Source organism: Microbulbifer mixtoriginis (SeqCode), from assembly GCF_052466865.1.
On record NZ_CP174293.1, the window covers coordinates 367146 to 393461 of the forward strand.

Annotated in this window: 21 protein-coding genes and 1 tRNA gene; 12 read left to right on the plus strand and 10 right to left on the minus strand. The window is 49.2% G+C overall.

Annotated elements, in window-relative coordinates:
• Positions 1 to 26 precede the first annotated feature (26 nt).
• From ACJJJA_RS01730 to ACJJJA_RS01760, 7 genes are all read left to right on the plus strand, one after another.
• Positions 27 to 1256 carry an RtcB family protein gene (locus ACJJJA_RS01730; protein WP_444903579.1) on the plus strand — a complete coding sequence of 410 codons (1230 nt, stop codon included), beginning with the start codon at positions 27 to 29 and terminating at the stop codon, positions 1254 to 1256.
• Positions 1257 to 1440: 184 nt separating this feature from the next.
• Positions 1441 to 1509, plus strand: a tRNA-OTHER gene (locus tag ACJJJA_RS01735).
• 372 nt (positions 1510 to 1881) lie between these two features.
• Positions 1882 to 3042: a slipin family protein gene (locus ACJJJA_RS01740; RefSeq protein ID WP_444903580.1), complete on the plus strand. Its 1161-nt coding sequence runs from the start codon at positions 1882 to 1884 to the stop codon at positions 3040 to 3042.
• Positions 3043 to 3087: 45 nt separating this feature from the next.
• Entirely contained in the window at positions 3088 to 3222 is a 135-nt protein-coding gene (locus tag ACJJJA_RS01745) for an RNA 3'-terminal phosphate cyclase (protein ID WP_444903581.1), read from the plus strand.
• 223 nt (positions 3223 to 3445) lie between these two features.
• Positions 3446 to 4330 carry a helix-turn-helix domain-containing protein gene (locus ACJJJA_RS01750; protein WP_444903582.1) on the plus strand — a complete coding sequence of 295 codons (885 nt, stop codon included), beginning with the start codon at positions 3446 to 3448 and terminating at the stop codon, positions 4328 to 4330.
• Positions 4331 to 4396: 66 nt separating this feature from the next.
• Positions 4397 to 5797 (plus strand): amidase, encoded by a 1401-nt coding sequence (locus ACJJJA_RS01755; RefSeq protein ID WP_444903583.1) that lies wholly within the window; start codon positions 4397 to 4399, stop codon positions 5795 to 5797.
• 784 nt (positions 5798 to 6581) lie between these two features.
• Complete coding sequence (locus ACJJJA_RS01760; RefSeq protein ID WP_444903584.1) at positions 6582 to 9713, plus strand: S8 family serine peptidase; 3132 nt, start codon at positions 6582 to 6584, stop codon at positions 9711 to 9713.
• A 415-nt stretch (positions 9714 to 10128) separates the two neighbouring features.
• On the opposite strand, the gene ACJJJA_RS01765 is transcribed toward ACJJJA_RS01760, so the two are convergent.
• The 3 genes from ACJJJA_RS01765 to ACJJJA_RS01775 all read right to left on the minus strand — a co-directional run bounded on the left by ACJJJA_RS01765 (position 10129) and on the right by ACJJJA_RS01775 (position 13542).
• Positions 10129 to 10572, minus strand: a complete 444-nt coding sequence (locus tag ACJJJA_RS01765) for an SRPBCC family protein (RefSeq protein WP_444903585.1) — start codon at positions 10570 to 10572, stop codon at positions 10129 to 10131.
• Between the two features lie 54 nt (positions 10573 to 10626).
• Positions 10627 to 11301, minus strand: coding sequence for a CHRD domain-containing protein (locus ACJJJA_RS01770; RefSeq protein ID WP_252084092.1), 675 nt, complete (start codon positions 11299 to 11301; stop codon positions 10627 to 10629).
• A 390-nt stretch (positions 11302 to 11691) separates the two neighbouring features.
• The gene (locus ACJJJA_RS01775) at positions 11692 to 13542 is read right to left on the minus strand and encodes a histidine kinase (RefSeq protein ID WP_444903586.1); all 1851 of its coding nucleotides are present in this window, start codon (positions 13540 to 13542) and stop codon (positions 11692 to 11694) included.
• A gap of 317 nt (positions 13543 to 13859) precedes the next feature.
• Here ACJJJA_RS01775 and ACJJJA_RS01780 point away from each other — a divergent pair, with 317 nt between their 5' ends.
• Genes ACJJJA_RS01780 through ACJJJA_RS01800 form a run of 5 tightly spaced genes read left to right on the plus strand, consistent with a single transcriptional unit; the run spans position 13860 to position 21508 of the window.
• Complete coding sequence (locus tag ACJJJA_RS01780; protein ID WP_444903587.1) at positions 13860 to 17630, plus strand: nitrate reductase subunit alpha; 3771 nt, start codon at positions 13860 to 13862, stop codon at positions 17628 to 17630.
• Between the two features lie 2 nt (positions 17631 to 17632).
• Positions 17633 to 19180, plus strand: coding sequence for a nitrate reductase subunit beta (gene narH / locus ACJJJA_RS01785; protein WP_252084095.1), 1548 nt, complete (start codon positions 17633 to 17635; stop codon positions 19178 to 19180).
• Between the two features lie 19 nt (positions 19181 to 19199).
• Complete coding sequence (gene narJ, locus ACJJJA_RS01790) at positions 19200 to 19934, plus strand: nitrate reductase molybdenum cofactor assembly chaperone (RefSeq protein ID WP_444903588.1); 735 nt, start codon at positions 19200 to 19202, stop codon at positions 19932 to 19934.
• Positions 19894 to 20628, plus strand: a complete 735-nt coding sequence (gene narI / locus ACJJJA_RS01795) for a respiratory nitrate reductase subunit gamma (RefSeq protein ID WP_444903589.1) — start codon at positions 19894 to 19896, stop codon at positions 20626 to 20628. Before narJ ends, narI begins: the two co-directional genes overlap by 41 nt.
• Positions 20629 to 20683: 55 nt before the next feature.
• Positions 20684 to 21508, plus strand: a complete 825-nt coding sequence (locus ACJJJA_RS01800; RefSeq protein WP_444883370.1) for a peptidylprolyl isomerase — start codon at positions 20684 to 20686, stop codon at positions 21506 to 21508.
• Positions 21509 to 21598: 90 nt separating this feature from the next.
• On the opposite strand, the gene ACJJJA_RS01805 is transcribed toward ACJJJA_RS01800, so the two are convergent.
• The 7 genes from ACJJJA_RS01805 to ACJJJA_RS01835 all read right to left on the minus strand — a co-directional run bounded on the left by ACJJJA_RS01805 (position 21599) and on the right by ACJJJA_RS01835 (position 25645).
• Positions 21599 to 21997: a hypothetical protein gene (locus ACJJJA_RS01805; protein WP_444903590.1), complete on the minus strand. Its 399-nt coding sequence runs from the start codon at positions 21995 to 21997 to the stop codon at positions 21599 to 21601.
• 182 nt (positions 21998 to 22179) lie between these two features.
• Positions 22180 to 22584 (minus strand): hypothetical protein, encoded by a 405-nt coding sequence (locus tag ACJJJA_RS01810; protein ID WP_444903591.1) that lies wholly within the window; start codon positions 22582 to 22584, stop codon positions 22180 to 22182.
• A gap of 136 nt (positions 22585 to 22720) precedes the next feature.
• Positions 22721 to 22867 (minus strand): energy transducer TonB, encoded by a 147-nt coding sequence (locus ACJJJA_RS01815; RefSeq protein ID WP_444905275.1) that lies wholly within the window; start codon positions 22865 to 22867, stop codon positions 22721 to 22723.
• A 177-nt stretch (positions 22868 to 23044) separates the two neighbouring features.
• Positions 23045 to 23836, minus strand: a complete 792-nt coding sequence (locus ACJJJA_RS01820) for an MBL fold metallo-hydrolase (RefSeq protein ID WP_444903592.1) — start codon at positions 23834 to 23836, stop codon at positions 23045 to 23047.
• A gap of 274 nt (positions 23837 to 24110) precedes the next feature.
• Positions 24111 to 24500 carry a VOC family protein gene (locus ACJJJA_RS01825; RefSeq protein ID WP_444903593.1) on the minus strand — a complete coding sequence of 130 codons (390 nt, stop codon included), beginning with the start codon at positions 24498 to 24500 and terminating at the stop codon, positions 24111 to 24113.
• Between the two features lie 75 nt (positions 24501 to 24575).
• Positions 24576 to 25202: a class I SAM-dependent methyltransferase gene (locus ACJJJA_RS01830; RefSeq protein WP_252084103.1), complete on the minus strand. Its 627-nt coding sequence runs from the start codon at positions 25200 to 25202 to the stop codon at positions 24576 to 24578.
• 110 nt (positions 25203 to 25312) lie between these two features.
• Positions 25313 to 25645: a hypothetical protein gene (locus ACJJJA_RS01835; protein WP_444903594.1), complete on the minus strand. Its 333-nt coding sequence runs from the start codon at positions 25643 to 25645 to the stop codon at positions 25313 to 25315.
• Between the last annotated feature and the right edge of the window lie 671 nt (positions 25646 to 26316).

Consider the following 26316-nt stretch of genomic DNA (forward strand, 5'->3'; position numbering starts at 1 on the left):
TCATGAGATTCTTAAAGGAGCGAGAGATGAAGCCATTGCCGTATGAAGTGATGCAGGCATGTGGGGTACCGATTAAGTCCTGGACCTTAGGTGTGCCCTTTGAAGAAGAAGCCAGGGCTCAGCTTAAAAATATTTCGCAGTTGCCTTTTATCCACAAGTGGGTGGCGGCAATGCCCGATGTACACCTGGGCAAAGGCGCCACCATTGGCAGTGTGGTACCCACCCTGGGAGCGGTAATCCCCGCAGCTGTGGGTGTGGATATTGGCTGTGGCATGATGGCAGTCCGCACCAGCCTCACTGCAGCACAGCTGCCAGACAACCTGGCGGGCGTCCGCAGTGCCATTGAGCGCGCAGTGCCCCACGGCCGCACTGGTCGACACCGGGGTAGGGGTCGGGATAAGGGTGCCTGGGAGAATCCGCCGCACGATGCACTTGCCGGCTGGGCGCCGTTGGCAGCGCAGTTTGAGGTGCTGAAGGAGAAACACCCAGTATTGAAAAATACCAATAATATCAATCACTTGGGAACGCTTGGTACCGGTAATCACTTTATTGAGATGTGCCTGGATAAGCAAGGCAGCGTGTGGCTGATGTTGCACAGCGGCTCTCGTGGTGTGGGTAACCGTATTGGTACCTACTTTATCGAAAAGGCCAAGCGGGATATGGAACGCTGGCATATCCACTTGCCTGATAGTGACTTGGCCTATTTCCCCGAGGGTAGCGAGCATTTCGATGACTATGTGCGGGCGGTGGAGTGGGCGCAGGAATTTGCTCGCATCAATCGTGAAGTCATGATGGTACGCACTATTGGCGCGGTGAAGCAGGCACTGGGTATGGATTTTGAGGCGCGCATGGAGGCGGTAAACTGCCATCACAATTACGTTTCCCGCGAACAACACTACGGCAAGGAGGTACTGGTAACGCGCAAGGGCGCTGTAAGGGCGCGTGTTGATGAAATGGGCATTATTCCCGGAAGTATGGGGGCCAAGTCTTTTATTGTGCGGGGGTTAGGAAACGAGGAAAGCTTCTGCAGCTGTAGCCATGGTGCCGGGCGGGTGATGTCCCGCACAAAGGCGAAAAAACTGGTATCCCTGGAAGAGCATCGCGCGGCTACTGTCGACGTGGAATGCCGTAAAGATGAAGGTGTGATCGACGAAACCCCATCGGCCTACAAACCTATTGAGAAGGTTATGGCAGCACAAAAAGACCTGGTGGAAATCGTTTACACCCTCAAGCAGGTAGTCTGTGTCAAAGGATAGTTAGCACCGGCCAGGGATAAGGCGTTTAATAGTGAGGAATGTCGGAAGTTATGCCTAAAGGGCAGGCTTTCCGCAAGCAAGTTTGAATGTTTGTGTTCCAGTCAGCGGAGCCGGTTCTGTATGCCGGCCTGGCACCCCCGACGCTGGCGGTAGGTGTACCCACTGGGGCAATCTTCAAACGCCTACTTTGTCGCTCAATTGGTAAAGCAACCGTTAAATCGGTTTGTTACAGGTTCGATTCCTGTCAAAGTCACGTCGCCTGGAAAGCGACTTTAAGGGAAGGCGAGAGCCTGGGGTTCGAGTCCCCACAAAGAAGCCCTCTTTGTTGAAATCTATCCGGGGCCTACAGTGCCTTATGGTTTCGGTTATTGGGAATTGCAGCAATCCAGCCATAAAGGCACGCCGGCGGCAGTGTCGCCTTGCGTGGGTTTACGCTGTGCGTGTGGATTACAGCATTTGCATTGATTCTATTCTGGCCAAGGATGTTGGCTTCGTCACCCAGGATGGGTGCAAGAAGAACTTTGCAGAACCGCTGTATTTTGCACCCTCTGTGTATAAGCGTTGGGCCACTCTGAGATCGAGTGGGCCCCACCCTAAAGGAATAAAATGATAAGAGATCGGAGAAATGAAGTCTCTCTTTAAAATATGGAAGATTGTCAATGTGGCTGATAACGAGCGAGCACTGCTGTTTCGCCGCAGCCGATTTGAAAGGGTGCTGCCACCAGGGCGTCACCGTATTTGGCTGCTCTCAGGTGATGTACGGGTGGAGACCTATGATATTACTGAGGTGGTTTTTGATGCGATTAAAGCAAAATTCCTGCTGAATACTTATAGCGAAGTGTTAGGTGAATATTTGCAGTCCTACGAATTGTCTGATCAGCAAGTCGGACTTTTCTATCGGGATGGTAACTTGGTAGATATCCTTCCCCCTGGTTCATACCGGGCCGTATGGAAAGGAGGGGAAACCGTTCGTGTAGGTATTGTGGATATTTCCAGGGAATACACCATTGATGACAATGTACTGGGGCTTCTCGGTCGCGGTGCCTGTGCAAGCCAAATACGCATCGCTGCTCAGGCAGTGAGCTATAACGAAGTTCCCGATGAGCATGTGGGTCTTTTAGTTGTCAATGGAAAGTTGGAGAAAGCGCTGCAGCCGGGTCGCTATGGATTTTGGAAATACAATCGCTCTATCGCAGTGAAATTGATAGACATGCGCCTGCAAACTATTGAAGTGAGTGGCCAGGAAATTCTAACCAAAGATAGAGTTAGCCTGCGTATCAACTTAAGTGGCAGTTTCAAGATTACAGATCCACAGCGGGTGGCATTGAAACTCAGTGATTATAAAAACCATATTTACCGTGAATTACAACTAAGTTTGCGTGAAGCGGTGGGTACCCAGACTCTGGATAGCTTATTAGCAGATAAAGATCGGCTGAATATTGTTATTGCAACGGCTATCCATAAAAAACTAGCGCATTACGCTATCGAAATTGTCAGTGTCGGAGTGAAAGATATTATCTTACCGGGCGACATGAAGATGATTCTTAATCAGGTAGTGGAAGCGCAGAAGGAGTCTGAAGCGAATTTAATAAAGCGTCGTGAAGAGACCCAGGCTATGCGCTCCCTGCATAACACTGCCAAGATGATGGATAACAATCCTACATTACTGCGTCTAAAAGAATTGGAATCCTTAGAAAAAGTCAGTACACGCATCGATAAAATATCAGTTTATGGCGGCTTAGAAGGCGTTCTTAATGATCTCGTGAAACTGCGTCCAACAGCTTAAGGTAGCAAGCCACGGAGTAAGCTTTGAGTTTTAAGGACTTAGGCAGTGACTAAGATAGACGGTGCTCAGGGGAAGGGCTGCAGACAGATTTTGCGGACTTCCCTTACTTTGTCCTTATGCCTGGGAATGCCGATTCTTATTAAAACTATTCGTGCAGACCGTAAAAGCTTAGCTTTTTAAATCGTATTGTCACCGCTATTGTTGACCAATGGAGTAAGCAAATTATGCTTTGAAAGCTGTGTCTACAATAAAAACCATTTTAGATTTTTCCAAAAAGAATTTTTTGACGACGTTAATACGTATGGGTGCAGAAAAAGAAGCTGGACGAAGATATAAATACTGATCATTTATCGTTATAGATTCTTCACGAGAGAAATTGGTTCAAGGGTAACAAAAAAATTCGATGAAGAAATTAGATAAAAATAGAACGAAAGTAACTCAAGCAGCGCAGTTAATTGAGGAAAACCTTCATAGAAATTTGAAAATTACCGATATTGCTAATCATGTTCATCTATCGCCTTTTCATTTTCAACGATTGTTTTTTGCCTATATGGGAGAACCTGTGAATCGCTATATTGCGGTGCGCCGTCTGGAGATCGCAGCATTAGAACTCACCAACGCTTCAAACGTCAACTTACTGCAGCTTGCACTTAATTGCGGTTTTCAAACCCATAGCGCGTTTTCTCGGGCATTCAAAAAACAGTTCGGAATAAGCCCCTCTGCTTTTCGCAATTCTCCCGAAGCCGCGGAAACAGGGGTGCAACAGGGCCGCCCGTATTTGATCAATCAGCCGCCGCGCCAGGTGATTGAGCCAGTCGAGATCGTCACTCTACGACCATTCTATTTCCGGTTTCAGCAGTCGAGAGGAACCAATGAAGGCCAGTTTTTCCACAAGAGTGATTTGGATATTGGTGCATATTTTTTAGCGCTACTGAAAGAGACAGTGCCACCGGATCAATTCTTGATGAGCTGTTTTCCTAACACCCCCCAGATGCTCAATGATGATACCGTTACAGTTTGGTACGGTGGAGCCTATTCAGAACGCCTAAACAACAACAAAAGCTATAATTGGCGCATGTTCGACGCTGGAACATGGGCGGTCTTTGAACACTGGGGGGATTACAAATTTCTCTACCAAACTTGGAACCAGATTTATCGCAACTGGCTTGCTCAGACAGCGTATAGGCTGCGTGATGAATTACCGTTCGAAGCTTATTCGGGAACACCGAACTACATCGACCCAGTAAAACAACTCACTCGTATTTATATTCCACTCAGAAAAGCATGATAGGAACAGCAGGTTTCCACTTTACTTGCTAAATTCGTCCGGAACAAAATTGTTCGGGATTAAGCGATGCAACTTCATCAATACTCAGCTACCCAGATTTGTGCAGCCTTGTCGGCAGGCGATATCCAGGCCAAAGAGGTAATACACCACCTGCTAGAACGTATACAGCGCCTCAACCCGATGATCAATGCCGTTGTAACACTCAATGAAAACCAGCCTACAAGTAACATGTGTCCATTGGCGGGTTTGCCCATTACCCTGAAAGATCAAATTTACTATCGAGGTATGGCCTGCACATTTGGGTCGGAACGTTACAAGGGGTTCCACCCTACCCAAACCGCATCTGCCATTGAACGACTGCTGAATGCTGGTGCACAGGTTATGGGTAAAACGAATCTCCCGCCCCTCTCGATGGACTTTCAGTGCAGTAATACTCTATTTGGCACCACTAACAACCCTTGGAATTTAGAATACACACCGGGGGGGAGTAGTGGTGGCGGCGCAGCTGCGATAGCGGCGGGGATGAGCTTTGTCGATATTGGTACAGACTTGAGTGGGTCTTTGCGTATCCCTGCCTCATTTTGTGGTGTGTTTAGCCTTCTGCCGAGCGAGGATGCCATTCCCATTGATGGGACTATGCCAAACCAGGTTGCACCGCTGAAGCATTTTGCGCGTATGGGACCGATTGCCAGAACTTGTGATGACTTGGATCTAGTATGGACACATATGAATAACCAGCCAGACGTTGGGCAGAAAGAATTTAAAATGCCAAAGGTCAACTGGAGTGTCGATAGCGGCGGGATTGAAGTTTGTAAGAGCATCGTTAAATGTTTTGAAAATGCGAAAAACGCATGGGAAGAATCTGGGGTTCACGTAGTACAGGATCAACCAAAAGATTTCGATTTTAAACGGGCACGTCGTGCATTTGGTGAAATTATGGGGTTTGAAACAAGCGCTTTAATGTCGGCGCCTGTACGTTTTCTTTCCAGCATTCTTGGGCGTGCAAGTGCGCGCCGTTCACCAGAATTCATCGCGAATGTCATGCTTGGTTATCGCCACAATAAAAGCCGCCTTAGCAATGCAATTGACGAAAAAAAGATATTGTCTGGTGCTATTGATGCCTTTTTGGCAGATAACAGTGTATGGGTGTTGCCCGTTACGGCGACTTCGGTGTTTAAGCATATGGCACCAACCAGCGATCGCAATGGTGTGCGTGATTACGCCCTCCCTATGTACATCAATGAGCAACCGGTAAATTATTTTGATGCGATGGCAGCCTTTACAACGCCGATTTCACTGACGGGTCATCCAGTTGTGACCTTACCAATAGGATTTGATGGAAACGGGCTTCCGATCGGAGCACAGCTGATCGGCCTTAAAGGCCAAGAGAAAGAGCTTATCGAAACTGCGAAACGCTTACATAACATTCTGAAACCACACCAGTGTCCCATGTTTATGAATGGCTAATATGGATTCCATGCGGCTTGTAACATCACATTCAAAAACATGAATTGCAGATGTTTATTGAGTTGATATTAGCGGTAGCTTTGATTGTCAATGACACCTTTTCTTTGCATAAAAATTACGCAATTATGCTCGTAGCGAAATGCTAAAGAGGGAACTTTAGCGTGAACTACCCAAGGTTGATTGGCCCATTGAGTGTTTGTATATCCGAAAATCAGGCTATTAAAGGACAGGCAATGTACTCTCCCTGTGACTGTTATCCCAGCATTTGACTAAAGTGTTTTATGTTATGGGAGAGTATCAGATAGATTCTGATCGCATTGTCGATCTTGTAATTCGGCAGATACAGCTTTGTAGGCGTGCCGGTGGATGAGCACTTGGTGGATCAATTGATACTACCCATGGCCTTAGATAGCAGAGGCTGTTTTACCTAGCTCGCATTTGCTAACCAATATTTCAGTCATTCAAAAGCTAACTGGAACGAACGTTTAGCTGAAAGTTTAGTGAAGGTAATTGGAAAGCTCTTTTTCTAAATTAGTAGGAAACATAAGCAAGTGATACAGCGAAGATGACGATTAAAAAAATTATTCAGGTTATGGACGAGCTGCTCGTCAGCTTTGGTTGATTAATGTGTCTTTGCATAAATAAAAAATAGTTTAGTATATTGCCGCCTTATGGAAGAGCTGAAATCACTCAACTAGTTCATGGGATGTAATAACGTAAAGTTTTCTACACGAGAGTTGACATTGCTCTTTGTTGAAAGTGTAAATAAAAGGAACTTATCTGAATGATGTCTAAGATTTTAAAATTAACTGTTTGCGTAGCTGCCCTTATGGCTGCGGCATGTAGCGGCGGTGGCGGGGGTGATGGAGATAGTGGAACCGGAGGTGATGGGACGACTGTCCCAGTAGCCAACCAAGCACCGGTAGCAAGCTTTACTTTGTCTTCGCAGTCTGGGCTTTCGCCTGCGCAGGTTAAGTTTGATGCATCTGCTTCAAGCGATGCGGACGGCAGTATTACTAGTTACGAATGGAATTTTGGTGATGGCAGTGATGCTACTGGGAAGGAAGTTGAGTATACCTTTTATGCATACGACGGGATTGACAAGGAGTATACGATTCAGCTGACGGTTACGGATAATGACGGTGCGACTGCCACTTCCGAATTGACATTTACAGCCCTTAAAAATTCACCGCCAGTTGCAAAATTTGCATATAACCAGCCAGATCTTGAATCACCATTGGTTTTATTCGATGCTTCAGAAAGTACTGATGCAGAAAGTACTGACTTATTGTACCAGTGGGATTTTGGTGATGGTACGACAGGTGAGGGTATCCAGCCCGAGCATGAATACCAGGAGTATGGAGATTACACCGTCAGCCTAACTGTGGATGATCAGACGGGTAATACCAATAAGTATGTAACTAATTTGCTAGTCAGTGATGGCCAGTTTGTTGCTTTTGGAAAGATATCTCTTGCAAAAGGTGAGTATGCTGATAGCGATACCAATGATCCTAACAGCGAGCTTGTACCAAATAACTCCATGAAAGAAGCGCAGGCAATTTCAGGGGTTAGTGAAGTTGTTGGTTTTGTTGTTGCTCAATTTGCTTCTCAAGATAAGAGTTCAAGTGCCTACCGGGATGAGTTTGATTTCTATGTTGCTTCGTTAAAAAAGGATCAGAATGTTTCTCTACATATTCAGGACTGGCAAAATGGTGATGCAGATATCGATCTTTGGTTGATAGATGAGTCTGGTAATTTGCTCATAAGTTCAAATGGTGTTGAAGAAACGGAATCCCTAAAAATCCCAGAAGATGGAAGTTATTATTTAGCAGCATTGGCATTTGGTGGGGCTTCTGCTTACCGTATGCAAATATCCTCTGCTCCGATAGTTGATAGCGTTGGTAATTCAATCCGTACCAACGAAAAATTTGTCGCTGGTGAACTTATAGCTCGTCTAAAGCCCACGGCTAAAATAGCAGGTATTGGGAAGCTTACTGCGGCAGGCGCGGTCAAGCACACTACCAGGGATGATGGCCCAATGCTACTGGATTCAAATCAGGCGGCGAAGGGGTTTGGCTTATTTAAGTCAGCGGGAGTATCCTCGCTATCGAATACTGCTGGCGTAAAGGTTTCAGCTGAAATACAGCGTAAATTGGAGACCATTTATAATCTCAAGCGTCTTAATGCTAGTGGCCAATTTGAATATGTTGAACTGAACCGGATTCGTCAGCGTCAATCAGTCAGCGATCCTTTGTATCCAAAGATGTGGCATTACTCACAGATTGCTGTACAGGACGCGTGGAGTACGTCAACCGGAAGAGGTGCAATCGTTGCGGTATTAGACACGGGTATCTTATCAGGTCATCCAGACCTCCAGGGTCAGTTGGTAGCTGGCTTCGATATGATCAGTGATATTGATAATTCCGTGGATGGAGATGGTATTGATCCAAACCCTGAAGACCCAGGTGATGCTCCAGACAGTGATAATGATTCCTGGCACGGTACCCATGTGGCGGGCACAATCGCTGCAGCTACTAACAACGGTATTGGTATTGCAGGCGTTGCCCATGAAGCCAAAATAATGCCTGTACGGGTGCTGGGCGCTGAGGGAGCTAGCGATTATGACATTGCTCAAGGGATTTATTTTGCTGCAGGTCTCACAAATGATTCTGGTAAAGTTCCGGATCAAAAAGCTGATGTAATTAACATGAGTCTCGGAGGGGCAGGTTACTCTCAAACGATGCAGGATGCAGTGCATGCAGCCCGTGAAGCGGGTGTGATAGTTGTTGCAGCTGCAGGTAACAACGGCGATGATGTAAGTAATTATTCACCAGCTAACCTCGATGGGGTTGTTACAGTGGCTGCCACTCGACAAGGCGGTGAGCCTGTTTGGTACTCCAATTTTGGGGGCAATATTGATTTGACTGCCCCTGGCGGTTTAATGCCAATTGATAGACGCAGGCCAACAGAGCCCTTTGATCCTAAGATAATAGCTAAATCCGATGGCGGCGTGATAAGCACTCTCGGGAAAGAAACTGAGAGCGGTGAAATCGAGTTTATTTATGGAGGTATGCAAGGTACTTCTATGGCTGCACCCCATGTGTCCGGTGTTATTGCCTTGATGAAGGAGGAGTGGGAGTCAATGACTCCTGACGATTTTGACAAATTGATAACCGACTTTAGAGTTTCCTACGGTAATACACCAAGCCCTCGATTTGGTTATGGTGAAATAAATGCTGAGCTTGCAGTTGCTTCTGCAAAATCTCGTGCCTTTGCTACACCACAGCTTGGACGTTTGTATATCAAAAGTGGTCATCAGCATGAACTGTGGACCCAAAAAGAAGCGAAGGTAGAACTGCTGGCAGATATGCCTGGAGTCTCGGTTGCTGAGATTAATGCATCTGTCTCTTGGTTGAGTGCGAGCTATCTAGATGAGGATTCAAATGGTCTTGGCAGTTATCAAATTACTGTAGACACTGACAACCTAGAGGCAGGTCGTTATTCTGGCATTTTGAGCTTTGTTGCTTCTACCGAAACCCGTTTTGATTTATGGATATCAGTCCAGGTTATCGCTGAAGATGTGGAATCTGGTGGTAATGCCGGCGCCGTTTATGTCGATTTTGTTGATATTAAAACTGGTGAAGCTGCAGGCCGGGTAATGGCAACTTTCGATCCAGAACAGGGTGTCTACCATTATAAGTCCCCTCAATTAGATGCCACTTCTGAGTTAGGATTTGGTGTGATGGCCGGAACCGATATCGATAATGATGGGGTGATCTGTGAAGTGGATGAACTGTGCCACCGCTTGGTGACTAATGATGATTGGTTACCAATAGTTAGTGGGTATTTTCACGAAGATGTAGAAGTTACGGATTTAGAGTTAAGGGCGTTATGGTTTCCCTTGAAAGATCTGTAATCTAAGAGACCATATTAGTCTATGGCTATCCCCATACATCTAAGATGGGGGTAGCTATTCATTACGAATGCTTATTAATAAGTTTCCCATGCAGTTTATGCTCAAAATTATTTTTTTGGGTAATTTTTATTTTGAGTATAAATACTCCGCCTTGATGGTAATAAATTTCAGAGAGGCAAGCAGTCTTGAACAATTGTCGGAATGTAGAGTGTTTTTTTGAATATATCGCCAGTAAATGTAGCAAGTTGGCAAAAATTGTTTTTCTAGGTGTTTAATAGGCGAATTCTTTTTTTAATTTTTTAGAAGAGGCTAATGTAAACTCTAGTAGTAATGAGGTAAATAGTTCAAAAAGTGCTGTGATTAACTTTTACCCAAGAAAGTCTTTTTCAGAAAGTAAGTCTATAAGTTGTTTTTTTCAATAAGTATTTGGGCGACCTCCGTTCCCACTTAAAAAGTCCTTAAGACTACCAAAAAGGTAATAATCCCAGCCACTTTTACACATATCCCAACATTTCATTTCTGGAGATAGACCAATATGGGTAAATTTAATCAGAGTTCCCGTATTCTCCTCAGAAAATTCGAAACGCAGAGTACTGCCTTTCCACTCCTCGGGGTCATCTACGTTATCGGAAACCATATTGGATTCAGTACATTCAAGCTCAATCAATTTCTCGGGCTTCAATATTTTGGCGCGAAAGACCCAGTAAGATTGACCTTTGAAACCGGTTTTGGCGATGTCACCGACCTTTAGGAAGGGTGCGCTTACCGGTGTCCACCACTGGGACATTTTTTCGGTTACTGCCTTGTAAGCATCTTCCCGGGAACTTGGGCTAAAAAATGATGTAGTGTAGTTGGACATCACCGTTCTCCATAGGGTCATCGAAGCTGGGTCTGGAAGGCATGGTAAAGAATGCTATTTACCTTTCATCAGCAATCCAGAGATTTCACCCTTGGGATCTAGTTTGCTGTGCATATTAATAAAGACCTTTCCATCCATTAGCGCTTTTCGATAAGGCTCTTCCACCATCCATTTACCCATAATAAATCCACTGGTGCCCTCGGAGCATTTCTTTTCCAGTCCGTGTTTATCCTTATCGGTTTTGGTCTTGGGCCAATCGGGAACCATTCCGGGGTTTGTCGGCATTCCACAGATAGTTTGGATAATCGGACCGCTCGCTTTACCGGGCTTGCAGATAGGCGGCTCTTTGCCATCGCCAGCGCATTGCATATGGAAATGCGACATGGCTACCCCACCGGGTGATAGATCGCTGTAGCCAACCATAAAACTCAGCATATGTGTCTGGTTATTGTAGGCGCCAATAAAGAATCCACCCGCATCTTTAGGGGTTTGTGGATTCACCTTTTTGCCGAGCATATTTTCGTTAGCGGTGGTCAGGTCAGCCTTAAAGATGGTAAACCGCTTGTCATCTCCGGCATCGGACCAGGCTTTCTCGCCAGATCCATGTTTGGCAGTTGGTGAGTCTTTTTCTTTTTTATTGTGGTTATCTGCAGTGGTGAAAGTGGAATAGGCCAGTAAAAGCATCGCCATTATTAAATAAGCGATTTTGGGTAATGAACTGAGTTTCATAAACCTCTCCTCTATATTGAGTCGATCTTGTTATTACCTATACGAGAAATTTAATGCCAGACGCTTAATAGCGCTCATATTCACTATGAATAATGGTGTAGATCATGGATGGCTGGCGATAACTACTTGTAGCATATGCGCTTGGTTCTGGCCGCTTAGGGCCAATTTGGGAGACAGTATTTTTTACTGGGTATCTTGGGGAATAAAGGAATTCGTGGAAACGGACTATCCGGCTTCACATGAAGGGATGGGTATAGGGAGGATGCAGCCGGAAAAAATTGGGGTTATCGGAAAAAATTATTAACAGGCATTTTCGCTAAATTTAAAATACTGGATACAACGATTGCTCATCCGTACCCAGTGACTCTGCTATCGAGGATGGGGGCGCTATCACCCCGCATCCTTCCAAACTAATTCGCGCTCTCGGGCATAAAGGGGAGTAAAGTTAAATTGTACCTCTGTGCCCCCCTGCGTACGCCGCTGAATATTCAGTTTTCCATTCAGATTACTGGCGCGCTCCTGCATGATTGACATACCGAAGTGGTTGCGTTTTTCCGGTGCGTTGCTGATACCCACACCGTTGTCGCGGATGCGCACATTGAGCGATTGGTTATTAGCCTGGATCATGCTGATTTGCACCATATCGCCCTGAGAGTGGTATACGGCATTCTGGGTAGCTTCGCGTACCAGCTGCAGCAGATGGATTTCTTCATGGGGAGTGAGCGGTACTTCATTGAGGTGATAGTCGAGCAAAATAGTGATCTGCGGGTGTTGCTCGCGATAAGCGAGGATGGATTGCTCGAGGATATTGCGTAGGCCGCCAGGGCCTATCTGCAGCCTGAAGGTGGTGAGCAGTTCGCGCAGCTGGCGATAGGAGGAGTCCAACCCCTCTTTTAGCTCGGTAATAATCTCCTTCACCTTGGACTTATCTACCTGCTCGCTGCGATTGGCGCGATTGAGCCTAGTGACTTGGATTTTCAGGTAGGACAGCGATTGGGCCAGGGAGTCGTGCAGTTCCCGCGCGATGATCGCGCGCTCATCCAGAAGGGCAACGCGGCGCTCTTGGGCCTCGCGCTCGTTGATGGCAATGGCGGCGGTGACGCTGTCGGCAAAGGTGGCCAGGCGTTGTTGCTGTTCCTCATCGAGGCTGTTGCCTCTGGGCAGAGTGCACATCAGTACGCCGTAATTGCGCTTATCCACTTCCAGGGGGAAGCGGTACACGCGGAACTCTCCCTCATCGGAGGGGCCGCAGGTGCTCACGCAAACCCGACAGTCACTGCCGCTGCACTGGCTGTTGCCAAACCCCTGTACCAGATGTTCGTAGGGGGCTTCGCCTTCGGGTGTCATCAGGCACAGGTCCAGGTTGTTCAAGTCGGCGACATTGGCGAACTCGCCCAGCCATTGCCCCAGCTCGGACCCGGCCAGGGGCCCCTCGCTAATACGCCGTGCCAGTCGGTATTGGAAATCCAGTGCCTCGTGGCTCTTCTGTAGCTGGGCGGTTTTTTGCTCGACGCGGTGGGCCAGGTCACGATGGGTTGCGTGAATCTCGTCGCTCATATAATTGATGGTGCGCGCCAGAACCCCCAACTCGTCTTCGCTGTCGATCTCCAGGCGATTTTGGTTGAAGTTCCCCTGGGCGATGCTCATTGAGCGGCTGATGAGTTGCTTCAAAGGTTGCTCCACGGAGCGATGGAGTATGTACAGGGACAGGTAAACAAGCGCCACTATGGCGAACAGGGAAGCCACCTGTACCAGGCGCAGCAGGCTGATCTTTTCTTCGGCGATGGTTTGATAGTCCAGTACCAGGGTGTCTACATCGTGAATAAATGGTTCCAGGTGGGTGGCCAACTGCAGGGAATCCATGCTGGTGCGACCGGCGGCGATGGATTCCAGCAGCGGTCGAATCTCTTCCTCCCAACTGCCGATTACCTTGCGGTAGTTGCGCGCCGCGCGCAGGTTATCGCTGGCACTGAAGTCGGAAATACTCAATACACGGCTCAGGCGCGAAGTCACTTCGTTCGATAGTGTGGCGGTGGCTTCCATATCACCAGAAGGTGCTGTCGCTGCGAGCCGGTAGCTCATAGCGCGCAGGGAACCGGCCAGGTTCACTGCGGCGGCATCGTTTTCCGCGGCGTCAGAGATAATGTAAGAGGCCACCATGGAGCTCAGCGCGACTAACACTGTGAGCAGCATCAGGGTGCCGATTCGATAGACGATGGACTGTCGGATTCGATTCAACATATCAGTTCACTTCGATCTCGGGCCGCTGTTGGATAGCCTCTATTGTGCCGCTTACAAGCGCTCAAATTTGTGAGTACCACCAAAGAGTGCCAGTTTTGCACAAAATTTAACCTATTGCCTGTGTTTTAAATACCGCCTAAGTCATTACGGGACTTACGCCCAACCTCAACCATTAACTGGCGCCATTTTCTTACCTACTCATGGGTAGCTCAGCGCTTTTCTACCCCTTTTTGGTCAGGTGATCCTCTTTTACAGCGCTTTTATATTCCCAGCTAAACCGATGCTTTAACCGCATTTCGATGCCCTGGGAGTACCGCATGAGCCATTTCCTGGACCGACTGAAATATCTGAAGAAACAAAAAGAGCCTTTTTCCGGAGGACACGGGGAAAAGACCCATGACGACCGTAGCTGGGAAGACGGCTATCGTCGCCGCTGGCAGTTCGACAAGATTGTGCGCTCCACCCACGGGGTGAACTGCACCGGCTCTTGCAGCTGGAAGATCTACGTCAAAGACGGCCTGGTCACCTGGGAGACCCAGCAGACCGATTACCCGCGCACCCGCCCGGACCTGCCCAACCATGAGCCCCGAGGTTGCCCACGTGGCGCCAGCTACTCCTGGTATATGTACTCGGCCAACCGCCTTAAGTACCCGAAGATCCGCAAGCGCCTGGTAAAACTCTGGCGCGAAGCCAAGTTGAGACACAGTGATCCGGTGGATGCCTGGGCCAGCATTGTTGAGGACCCGGCCAAGGCCAAGTCCTACAAAGAACGCCGGGGAATGGGTGGCTTTGTACGGATTAAGTGGGATGAAGTTAATGAGCTAATCGCCGCTGCCAACGTCTACACGACCAAGAAATACGGACCTGACCGGGTAACCGGCTTCTCGCCGATTCCCGCCATGTCCATGGTGTCCTACGCCGCCGGTGCCCGCTACCTGTCATTGATTGGCGGCAACTGCCTGAGTTTCTACGACTGGTACTGCGACCTGCCGCCCGCCTCTCCGCAGATTTGGGGCGAGCAGACCGACGTGCCCGAGTCCGCCGACTGGTACAACTCCAACTACCTGATCGTGTGGGGCTCCAATGTGCCGCAGACCCGTACCCCGGATGCGCACTTCCTCAGTGAAGTCCGCTACAAGGGTGCCAAGACCTGCGTAATCACCTCCGATTACTCCGAGTGTTCCAAGTTTGGCGACACCTGGCTGGCACCGCGTCAGGGTACCGATGCGGCCCTGGCGATGGCCTTCGGCCACGTGATTTTGAAAGAATTCCACGTCGACAAGCCCAGCGCCTACTTCACTGAATATGTGCGCACCACCACCGATATGCCGATGCTGGTGACCCTGGAAGAGCGCGACGGCAAGCTGGTACAGGGCCGCTTCCTGCGCGCCTCCGATCTGGCAGATGACCTCGGCCAGGACAACAACCCGGAGTGGAAGACCATCGCCGTCAACCACGATGGCCAGCTGGTGTCACCTCAGGGTTCCGTAGGTTATCGCTGGGGGGAGCCATCAGCGAAAGATGGGCGCGGTAAGTGGAACATCGAACAGCGCGATGGCCTCACAGGTGAAGAAGTAAAGCTGAAACTCAGCCTGAAAGACTGCGCCGATGAAATCGCCCAGGTGGCCTTCCCTTACTTCGGTGGCCAGACACATGAACACGACTACTTCCAGCACACCGACCACAGCGATGTGATCGACTACAAGGTGCCGGTGAAGTTTGTGCAGAACAAAGACGGCGAGGTGCTCAAGGTTGCCAGCGTCTACGACCTGACCCTGGCCAACTACGGCGTTGAACACGGCCTCGACGATCCCAACTGTGCGCACAGTTACGACGAAGACAAGCCCTACACACCCGCCTGGCAGGAAAAGATTACCGGCTGTCGCCGCGAGAACGTTATCCAGGTTGCGCGCGAGTTCGCCAACACCGCCGACAAGACCCGTGGGCGCTCCATGGTGATTGTGGGTGCCGCCCTCAATCACTGGTACCACATGGATATGAACTACCGTGGCCTCATCAATATGTTGATGATGTGCGGTTGTATCGGCCAGAGCGGCGGTGGCTGGGCCCACTATGTGGGGCAGGAAAAACTGCGCCCGCAAACCGGCTGGACCCCGCTCGCTTTCGGCCTCGACTGGCAGCGCCCGCCGCGCCATATGAACGGCACCTCCTTCTTCTACAACCACGCCAGCCAGTGGCGCTACGAGAAGTTGGAGATGGACGAAGTGGTTTCGCCATTGGCCGACAAGAGCAAGTGGCAGGCTTCCATTATCGATTACAACAGCCGCGCCGAGCGTATGGGCTGGCTGCCCTCCGCACCGCAGCTGGGTATGAACCCGCTGCAACTGACCAAAGATGCCGCCGCTGCGGGTATGTCCGCCAAGGATTACACCGTACAGCAGCTCAAGCGCGGCGCGCTTAAGTTCGCCAACCAGGACCCGGATAATCCGCAGAACTACCCGCGTAACATGTTCATTTGGCGCTCCAACCTGCTGGGTTCCTCCGGTAAGGGCCACGAGTATATGCTGCGCCACTTGCTCGGCACCAAGCACGGCCTGATGGGTAAGGACCTGGGTGAAGCCGGCGGCAAGAAGCCGGAAGATGTGGCCTGGCACGATACCCCCAGTGAGGGCAAAGTCGATCTGCTGGTGACACTGGACTTCCGTATGTCCACCACCTGTCTCTACTCCGACATCGTGCTGCCAACGGCCACCTGGTATGAGAAGGACGATCTCAATACCTCCGACATGCACCCCTTTATCCACCCGCTCACCAAAGCGGTGGACCCGGCCTGGGAAGCGCGCAGCGACTGGGACATCTTCAAAGGTGTGGCGAAGAAATTCTCCGAACTGACCGACGGCCACCTGGGGGTGGAGAAGGATCTGGTAACCCTGCCAATCCACCACGATACCCCCACCGAAATCGCCCAGCCCTTTGGGGTGAAGGCCTGGTGGAAGGGTGAGTGCGACCTGATCCCCGGCGTTACCGCGCCAAGCATGATCGAGGTGGAACGCGACTATCCCAACACCTACAACCGCTTTACCTCTATCGGCCCACTGCTGGAAAAACTCGGCAACGGCGGTAAGGGCATCAGCTGGAATACCGATGACGAGGTGGACTTCCTCAAGAAGCTCAACCGCACCTGGAATGATGAAAGCGCCCGCGATGGCCGCGCCCGTATCGACAGCGCCGTAGATGCCGCCGAGATGATCCTGTCTCTGGCCCCTGAAACCAATGGCCAGGTGGCGGTGAAGGCCTGGGAAGCCCTGGGCAAGATTACCGGTCGCGATCACACCCATCTGGCCAAGCCCAAGGAAGACGAGAAGATCCGCTTCGCCGATATTGTGGCGCAGCCCCGTAAGATTATCTCCTCACCCACCTGGTCCGGCCTGGAAGATGAGCATGTGAGCTACAACGCCGGCTACACCAATGTGCACGAGCTGATTCCCTGGCGCACCATCACCGGCCGCCAGCAGTTCTACCAGGATCACGAGTGGATGCGCGACTTCGGCGAGACCATGTGTGTGTACAAGCCGCCCATCAACCTGAAAACCGTACAGCCGGTGCTGAACCAGAAGCCGAATGGCAACAAGGAGATCCTGCTGAACTGGATCACCCCGCACCAGAAGTGGGGTATCCACAGTACTTACTCCGACAACCTGCTGATGCTCACCCTGTCTCGCGGTGGCCCCATCGTGTGGATGAGTGAGAACGACGCCAAGCTGGCGGGTATTGAAGACAACGACTGGATCGAAATCTTCAACGTCAACGGCGCCATTGCCGCCCGTGCGGTGGTGTCCCAGCGAGTGCCAGACGGCATGGCCATGATGTACCACGCCCAGGAGCGCATCGTGAATACACCCGGAGCGGAAACCACCGGCACCCGCGGCGGTATCCACAACTCCGTAACCCGCGCGGTGATGAAACCCACCCATATGATCGGCGGCTACGCCCAGCAGTCCTACGGCTTTAACTACTACGGCACTGTGGGCTGTAACCGGGATGAGTTTGTGGTGGTGAGAAAAATGAACAAGGTCGACTGGCTGGATGGCGAAGACATCAAAGAGCCGACCCGAGAGGAGGTGTAACAATGAAAGTTAGAGCCCAGATCGGCATGGTGCTGAACCTCGATAAGTGTATCGGCTGCCACACCTGCTCCGTGACCTGTAAAAATGTCTGGACCTCCCGCGAGGGGGTCGAGTACGCCTGGTTTAACAACGTCGAGACCAAACCCGGTGTCGGCTACCCCAAAGAGTGGGAAAACCAGGACAAGTGGAACGGCGGCTGGACCCGCAAGAAAAACGGCAAGCTGCAGCCCAAGATCGGCAGCAAGCACCGGGTACTGGCCAACCTGTTTGGCAACCCGGATATGCCGGAAATCGACGACTACTACGAGCCGTTCGACTTCGACTACCAGACCCTGCACAAGGCGCCGGAGCAAAAACACCAGCCGGTAGCCCGCCCGCGCTCGCTGATCAGCGGCGAGCGCATGGAGAAGATCGAATGGGGTCCCAACTGGGAAGAGATTCTCGGTACCGAATTCGACAAGCGTAAGAAGGATAAGAACTTCGAACAGGTCCAGGCGGATATCTACGGTGAGTTTGAAAACACCTTTATGATGTACCTGCCACGCCTGTGCGAGCACTGCCTCAATCCGGCCTGTGTCTCTGCCTGCCCCAGCGGTGCCATTTACAAGCGCGAAGAGGACGGCATCGTCCTGATCGACCAGGACAAATGCCGCGGTTGGCGCATGTGTGTGTCTGCCTGCCCCTACAAGAAGATCTACTACAACTGGAAAACCGGTAAATCCGAGAAGTGTATCTTCTGTTACCCACGTATTGAGGCGGGCCAGCCAACTATCTGTTCCGAAACCTGCGTAGGCCGTATCCGCTACCTGGGGGTGCTGCTCTATGACGCCGACCGCATCGAAGAAGCCGCTGCGGTAGAAGACGAAAAAGCCCTCTACCAGGCCCAGTGCGATATTTTTCTCGACCCCAGCGATCCCAAAGTCCAGGAAGCCGCTCGCGCCGAGGGTATCCCCGAAGCCTGGCTCGAAGCCGCGCAGAAATCCCCGGTGTACAAGATGGCCATCGACTGGCAGATCGCCCTGCCGCTGCACCCGGAGTACCGCACCCTGCCCATGGTTTGGTACGTGCCGCCGCTGTCTCCGATCCAGAACGCAGTGCAGGCCGGCCAAGTGGAAACCGTCACCGTGGGGCGCGGTGCCGAGATCCCCGATCTCTCCACCCTGCGTATCCCGCTGCAATACCTGGCCAACCTGCTCACCGCCGGCGACGAAAAGCCAGTGGCCCGCGCCCTGGAACGCATGATTGTGATGCGCGCCTATATGCGCGGCATCCATGTGGACGGCGTGCAGGAACGCGAGTTGCTGGAAGAGGCCGGGATGACCGTAGCCCAGGTAGAAGAGATGTACCGCTATATGGCCCTGGCCAATTACGAAGACCGCTTCGTGGTGCCTTCAAGCCACAAGGCTTACGCCGAAAACGCCTATGACATGAAGTCCTCCTGTGGTTTTAGCTTCGGCAACGGCTGCAGCACCGGCAATGACAGCACCAACATCTTCGGTGGCAAGCAGAATGCAGTGCGCGAAGTGATACCGGCCAAAGTAGTCGACTGAGGCTGAGGGGAGAGTACCGATGAAAGTATTAAACCTGATCGCCCGCCTGCTGGATTACCCGTCCGATGAGCTGGTGGCGCATCTGGATGAGTTAACCAACTGGGTGGCGGAATCCGAAGACCTGGACAAGCCCCTGCGCGATTTGCTGCTGGCGTTTATCTCTCATTACGAGCGTATGGATGCGCTCGATTGGCAGAGTGAATACGACGGTTTATTTGAACGCGGCCGCGCCGTGTCCCTGCACCTGTTCGAACATATCCACGGCGAATCCCGCGATCGCGGCCAGGCCATGGTGGATCTGATGAACCGCTACCGAGCTGCCGGTCTTGAGCTGAATGAGCGCGAACTGCCGGATTACCTGCCCACCTACCTGGAGTTTTGCGCCACCCAAGGTGAAGGCGCCTATGAGTGGGTGCACGACATTACCCATGTTATTGCCCTGTTGAGTGCGCGCCTGTCCAAGCGCGAGAGCCCCTATCACCTTTTGATGGATGCGCTCTTGCAAATGGCCGGAGTCTTCGTCGACCTGACCGCGCTCAAAGAGGAAGTCGCCAATGAGGAGCGTGACGATACCCCCGAGGCGCTGGACAAGATCTGGGAGGAAGAGGTGGTCAGCTTCACCGGCGCCAACAATTGTGACCAGTCCATAACGCGGCCCAGCGCTGCGCAGCTGCGCGACGGCCAGCCCCTCACCTGGGCCTCCAGTGCCAAAGATGCCGCGCAGAATTCTGCCCAGCCCATACCACAGGAGTAACAAGATGAACTATCTGAATACGCTGCTCTTTGCCATCTATCCCTTCGTTGCCCTCACGGTGTTTCTGGTGGGGAGCCTGATCCGCTATGACCGCGACCAATACACCTGGCGCACCGGCTCCAGCCAGTTGTTGGAGCACAAGCAATTGCGCATCGGCAGTTACCTGTTCCATATCGGGGTGATTGCCATTCTCGCGGGCCATTTTGTCGGCCTGCTTACGCCCAAAGCGGTGTGGCACCTGCTCGGCATTGAAGCCTCCACCAAGCAGATGATGGCGATGGGGATCGGCGGTTTCTTCGGGGTAATTTGCTTTATCGGCCTCACCATTTTGATTAAGCGCCGCCTCACCAATCCGCGAGTGCGCGCCACCACTTCCAAAATGGACCTGATCATCCTGCTGATGCTTTACGCCCAGTTAATCCTCGGCCTGATCAGTATCCTGGTTTCCGCCGGCCATATGGACGGTGCCGAAATGCTCAAGCTGATGACCTGGGCCCAGTCCATTGTCACCCTCGATGGCTCCGCAGCCGCAGCGGCTATCGCCGACGTAAATATCATCTACAAGCTGCATATTTTCCTTGGTATGACCCTGTTCCTGCTGTTCCCCTTCAGCCGCCTGGTGCACGTATGGAGTGTTCCAGTGCAGTACTTCCGCCGCAATTACCAGGTAGTACGCGCCAAAGCCGCGCGCTAATCCCAGCAATCGTTTACCAGGCCCGCCAAGTGTGGGCCTTGTGTGGAGAAGAGTCATGAGTGCATTACTAGCTTCCGACGCCGCCGGGCATGAATTCGAACTGGCTGAAGCCGTGGCCGTGAACGGCAGTGAAATTCCCGCAGACCTGATTTACCAGGAGATGCAATACCAGACCGCCAACTCCCCGCGCCAAGCAATTTACCGCGCTGCACGGGCATTGGTTATCGGTTGGCTGTTACGGGAAAAGGCCGCAGGGCAGGGGCTATGCGCCGCCGATGAAGACCTGCACAGCGAGGCCTTCGATCACGCCGTTTCAGATCTTTTGAAAGGTGAGTTGCAAGTGCCCCCGGCCAGTGAAGCCGAGTGCCGCGCCTATTTCGAAGCCCACCCACATAAATTCCGCTCCGATCCCCTCGCCGAAGTGCGCCATATCCTGATCCCGGCCGCACCGGATGACTCCGAAGCCTGCGCCAAAGCACGCGCCGCTGCTGAGGAAATGCTCAAGCAGATCCGCAACGATGCCAATCCGCTACAGACCTTCGCCCAGTTGGCCCAATCCCACTCCGCCTGTTCCTCCGCCGAAGCCGGTGGCAGCCTCGGCCAAGTAGGGCGCGGTGATACCGTCGCCTCCTTCGAGCGCGCAGTATTCGAGCAGGGCACCGGCTTGGTAGCAGAGCCCGTGGAGACCCCTTATGGAGTACACCTGATTTATGTGGAACACTGCGAACCGGGCCGCCCGCTGGAATACGAATATGTTTCGGAGCGAATCGAGGAATACTTAACCGAAAAACGCCGCCGCCAGATGACTAGCGACTACCTGCAAAAAATGGTGCAGGCCGCGCAAATCTCCGGCCTGGATTTATCGGGGGAGGCCCACTGAGGTGGCAGAGATTCGCAACCGTTCGCATGCGATTGCGACTGGGTAAATTGAATTAGAATTCTTAATCCAGTACAGGTACAAAGTCACTTGTTAATCTTTTCTATATAAGAGGCCATAACCTAAACCACTAGTAGCTCCAAATAGAAGGCCTACTGTAAGTATATGCTTTAGATAAATTAACCAACCCCAAAGCGTTGGATAGCCATTAACTGCTTTTATTACATCTATGCCGATTAAAGTATCTTCAACCTTACCAATGTAACTGCCATCAGGGTACGGCCAGTCATTAAATCCAGGATATAGAGAGCCAACAATTAAACCTAGACACATACACTTGAATATATTTAAACCAAAGTATCTTTCTATTATTAATGTAAGTGGTACATAAATCATCATGTGTGCTAGCGATATGGGAATTGAAAAAATCAAAATAAATGCTGGGCCGGCTGAGTTTATTTTAGAAAATCCTAACGTACCGGCCAGTAACAAAAGTAATATCGAAGGAATAAGGCTTGCAGCAATTATTGATGGTATATGTCGCACAGAGATTTGGTTTGAACTTACGTCCAGAAATTATAGGCTATCATAGGGTGCCTAAGCTATGTAATTGATTGATGTGTCATATCCAGCTAGTACTTTCGCACCAAAGCGTCGCATGATGTTTAAATACGTTAGTGTGGCTGTCTTCGCAAAGACCACAGCGCAGCGATTATTACCATTCCACAAAACCCTAAATATATTATTTTGCCGTTCAAATTTTCAACATCAACACACTGCCAATTTTCACACTGACGGACTATAAAAACATTTCTCGGATCAATCCAGAAAATTATACCTGCCGTTATTGCGGAAAATATAACCGGGTAGGATCTTACTTTGGGGGCAACTTCGGCCAAGAATGCCGCAAGCCAGAAAGCGAAGAGTGATGCCAAATATAACTTTAATTGGCTCTCACCAGAGAAAATCAAGCTGGTAATTGTGCTGAAAAAAGCACACAGCCCGATAAAGAATCTAAGTCCGCTTAATCTGGAAAGACCACCATCATCCTTGGTAAATTTGTAGCCATATCTTTTCATGGTTTATTCTAGTGTATTGATGGGCAGCCTAGGCTTAAACCGTTAGTCATTGAATTTAAAGCGTAATCTAGCCTTATATTTACACCAGCTTCCTGACCAGTCAAATTTCCTACATTCTTAATGCTTTTACAGCAGATCAATCAAATAAGTTATCCGGCTCTGACTCTACAATTTCAATTTTTTGCAAAATTCCATCAGGATTAAGCAGGGCAGTTAGCACTACCCAGCCATCTACAGATCGTCGGTACTCTCTAATTGGATATTTAGGGTCATATCCCTCAATGCGCTGAAGGTTTTCTGGTCAATGAGTGATGTTTTCAGCATGATAAAATGTGGATGAAATAATTGGTAAAAATGAGGTTGCAATATTCATAAATGAATAAAGCCTTGCTAGAGTGGTTTTTTTCTCCGACAAAAAAAGAATAGCGTTAATATGTACTTGCCCTGATAAGACTTCTTGTTAACTATTATTTTCTTCATTAATCACTAAAATAGTTCTTTCTATAAATCTTTTATAAGCTTTATGAGGTAGGAATGGGGATTTATTATTTATATTGAACTTCTCCAAAATATCTTTAACTTGTGCGTCAATCATTATTTGTTCCACACCCAACCCTTTTTGATGAAGCTCTTGAATTTTATTTATCCATGTAAAAGTATTTTTCCTGAATTCAAGCAAAGATGGCTTGTTTGCTGGAGCGCCATGCCCCGGTATTACCAAGCTCTGATCATCGCCCAGATTTAAAATGGCCTCAATGGCTTCATTAAAACCTTTAATTCCACCAGCATAAAATGTTGGGTGCCAGCTGGTATCGAATACATCACCGACAAATATAGAATTACTTTCCTTATGGTAATAAATATTGTCGATTGTTGTATGAGACTTGACTTTAATGTTAGTGAGTTCATCTAAATTGAAGCTGCTCTCTATCAATTTTCCACCTTGCTTTTCAAAGTGCGCGTTTCCACCGGTGTGGTCGGAATGCGTGTGTGTGTTTAAGATGAAGGAGATAGGCTTATCGTAAATTGATCGAATTGTTTCATCTAATGCACTTAACTGATTATTTCCTGGCATAGGATCAATGAGTACCAATCCATTTTCCGTTGATATTAAGCCAATATTCGTTCCGTACTCTTTTCCACTCAAGATATGTAGGTGTTCAGAAACTTTTTGCACACTAATGCTACTTGATAAAGCGATAGAGCTGGTGAGTAGAAATAAAGTGGAGGTCAGAATTCTAAATCCTTTCAAAACTCATCCTCTTGCACTGTGATAAATGGTTCTTTAGTTTGTAACGGCTTTGTCAGTTGCACTTTGGATACGGGATGGTAGTGGGCTACTTTAGTAAGGCTAGCCAAAAACGTTAACTGCACATAATTGCTAGCCGTAGCTATTCCACGCTTATTTTAATTTCATCAATAGGGTAAGCCGGCTTAATTTGAGCACAACTTAGTGCCTTGATGAAGGCAATGCACGATATTTAAGTAACCAGTTATGTGAATTAATGTTTACTGGTGATAACTGGCTATTTCATAGAATGAAAACCGATATTATTTCCTTCGGTATCTTGCGCTATTGCGATAAAACCATGCTCCCCAATAGACATTTTAGGCACTACTACCTTCCCACCTGCTGGCTCAACTCTGGCCAGTTCAACAGAACAATCTTCGCTATCAAAATACGCTAGAGTGCTATTACCTCCAGCTTCAACACCCTCCATTTTACAAATTGCTCCACTTGCACCCGGCTCTTGTTTCATTGGAAATGCCCACATCTCGGGTTGAGGGAAGTCTTTTACTTCGTCAGGATTGTCTAGTCGAGTTAACTGCTGCTTGAGAACAGCTTCATAAAAGGACTTTGCACGAACCATATCATTTACATAAATTTCAAACCAACAAACTGCATTTGTATTCATTTGAGTATCCTCACTGTTAAGTATCTAAGTATGGTTTGTATTTCTGGAGACATAACGAAGTTTTAGAAATATCATTCATATTTTACGCGCAATAATGAAAACTACCATGTCATGCATTCCATGCTGCCATATAACTTCAATGGTAAAACCAGCGTCTTGAATTTCTTTCTCTAATTTTACTTTTGTTAGGATGAAGACATCGGGCATTATGCCCATGAATTTTCCCAGAGGTGCTAAGAGCTTAATAAACCGTATATAGGAATTACCCATACAAACGGTACTACTCACGAAAACACCACCAGGCTTGAGGATTCTAGCAGTTTCTGCCAAAACATCTCTTCTATCCGGTAGTAAGTGAATAACATTTAAACCCAATACTGCATCAAAACTTGCAGACTCAGCATTGAATTCGGTTAATGTACCTCTGGTAAATCTAATATTATCGATACAGGCTTCCCTGGCCTTAGTTCGGCCAATCTCAAGCATATTTTCAGAGATATCTACCGCTTCAATATGTTGCACATGTGGAGCGTGGCAAATCGCTGTAGTTCCTGTTCCGCAACCAAACTCCAAAATATTCATATCAGGCGTAAAGAATTTCTGGGTATCTGAGAGCTTCTTCTGATAACTTGCTTCGTCAGAAATAGGGCTCCTAGCATACTCCTCTGCTTTTCTATCCCAGAACTTATCAGACCTAGTCATATCAGTTCCTGTATAAATGCCAAGGCGTTATCGGCGCTGTTTTTTTCTCCCTGACTCATAAAACCTCATGCTGCGGACCGAAGCGTACGAAAGCCTTAACATTTTAAGTTTCAAAACCCATTAAGAACACCCCACAACTTATCCCAGCGTTCAAGCTTTTCAGCGGCACTCAACAGTCTTGGCTGAATTTGAATAGGGTTGCCAAGTTGATTCACGTCTTGCAATAAATTAGAATTTACTGCTCCGCGAAGCCGACCATTTATATTGCAGCCTACGGCTAGCAGTTCATTACAAGCTTTACAATGGTAGAAATTAGCAAGCTGATCACCATTTTGTTTAGTTAAAATCCCATCACCAATGAAAACCACTGACATATTCGGATCACTAATAATAAGTGACGGGTTGGCTTGGCAATAATTACAATCGCAAATGCGCGGATTCAAACCTTCGAGTGGTCCAGCTAACTGAACCTCAACCCGCCAACGCTTACATTTACACGATCCCTTAAAGAGCATAATAATTAGCGCCAATTACGATGAAAGATACGCTTGCCTCAATTGCCGGAGGCTACTGGCATCTTTTTGTCAGGGTTTTGACAAAAAAGGTGACAGCAACCGCAGATCAGATTGCATGCACTTGGTACGCCCAGCATAGGCGTGAACTAATAGGGTGAAAGTTCCCTGTAGGAAGATCAGCATTTAATGGCACTCCATTAAATGCTAACTACCAGCGAATGGCAACTGCAAAATGGTGAGATCTTAGGGGGAGGGGGCCACTGAAAAACTACAAATTACCGAATAGAAATATCATTTAATGCTTAGCCTAGAGGCGAGGTGGTCAAGGGCACTGAAGCCATGTGATCTAATGGGTAGAGTAAATGATGAAATTGTGTGGTGAAAGTCACACCCTTATCAGGGGAGATCTGTGTAACCTGCTGATATGAAGCTGTCAGTATTGCCGCTGACTCATAAGTAGGCCCAATCCGCTAGCCACCATCGCAGGGAAAAGAAGTGGTGAAACATAGCTGCGCCTCGGTCAGAAATGACCAAGGTGATTAAACAGAAGTCAGGCTACGGGCATAGTTATCCATGATGAAGAAACAAAAGCAACTTAT